General features: G+C 74.8%; 1 protein-coding gene. It reads left to right on the top strand.

Going from position 1 to position 1,218, the window contains the following annotated elements:
- Nucleotides 1-113 precede the first annotated feature (113 nt).
- A partial coding sequence (locus KBX53_RS33490; protein WP_210863867.1) for a molybdopterin-dependent oxidoreductase occupies nucleotides 114-1,218 on the top strand: 1,105 nt, incomplete at its 3' end.

The raw sequence follows: 1,218 nt of genomic DNA, 5'->3' as shown, positions 1-1,218 counted from the left end.
GGGCCGCCCCGCCGCCCGGCGGCGCGCCCCGGCCCGTCTCCGTCGGCGGGCAGGTCAGTACCGAACGCTGACGTTGTTGGCGCCCGGCCGAGATGATCGCGCACACTGGGCCGATGAGCACCACGTCACGGCGGTACGCCGCGCTGGCCGGAATCACCGCCGCCGCCGTCGCGATCGGGATCGCCGAACCGGTAGCGGTGCTGACCGGCCCCCGGTCGGCACCCCTGGTCGCGGTCGGCGGGGTCATCGTCGACGCCGTCCCCGAGTCACTCAAGCAACTCGCCATCGACCTCTTCGGCACCGCCGACAAGATCGCGCTGCTGGTCGGCACCGCCGTGTTGCTGGGCGGCTTCGCCGCGCTCCTCGGCGTACTGGCGGTTCGTCGGCTGGCACTCGGCCTGGCAGGCATCGGCGCGTTCGGCGCCATCGGCGTCGCCGCCGCGTTGACCCGCTCCGGCGCGGACCTCGCCGACGCACTGCCGTCAGTGATCGGCGCGGGTCTCGGCGCCCTGGTGCTCTGGCTGTTCATCGCCGGCCCGTTCGAACTGAACCCCTGGCCCTGGTCACCACCCACGCCGACCGTGCGGTCCGCCGGCCCGGGGCCGTCCAACGGTCCTGTGCCGCCTGCCGGTGCGGCGCGGCCTGACGGTGCGGTGCCGCCTGCCGGGCCTGTGTCGTCCACCGGCCCGGGGTCGGAGTCGCGGGACGAGCTGCCGACGGGAGCCTCCTCAGCATCCGAGCGTCGGCCGGTGTCTCCGGCCGCGCCGGTGCCGGCGCCTTCGGCCGGACCGACGCCGGCGGTTGAGCCGGTTGGGCCCGCCGAGGTGGACCCGGAGTCGCGGCGGCGATTCCTCACCGGCAGCGGGGTGCTGCTCGGAACGGCAGTGGTGGCCGGTCTCGGCGGGCGTTGGCTGGCAGGTCGGCGCGGCGTGTCCGCAGCCCGGGACGCGATCCGCCTGCCCGCGCCAGTCGCCCCCGCACCGGCCGTGCCGGCAGGCGCGAACCTCTCGCTGGCCCAACTGGCGCCGTACGTCACCCCGAACTTCGGGTTCTACCGGATCGACACCGCGCTGGTGGTGCCCCAGGTCGACCCAGACACCTGGCGGCTGCGGATCCACGGACGGGTCGGTAAGGAGCGCACCTACAGTTACGCGGACCTGCTGGCCCGACCGCTGGTCGAGCGGTACGTCACCCTGGCCTGCGTCTCCAACGAGGTGG

It is taken from the genome of Micromonospora sp. M51, assembly GCF_018070305.1.
GTDB lineage: Bacteria > Actinomycetota > Actinomycetes > Mycobacteriales > Micromonosporaceae > Micromonospora > Micromonospora parva.
Note: the sequence above shows the minus strand (reverse complement) of the source record. Positions and strands in the feature narration are given on the sequence as shown.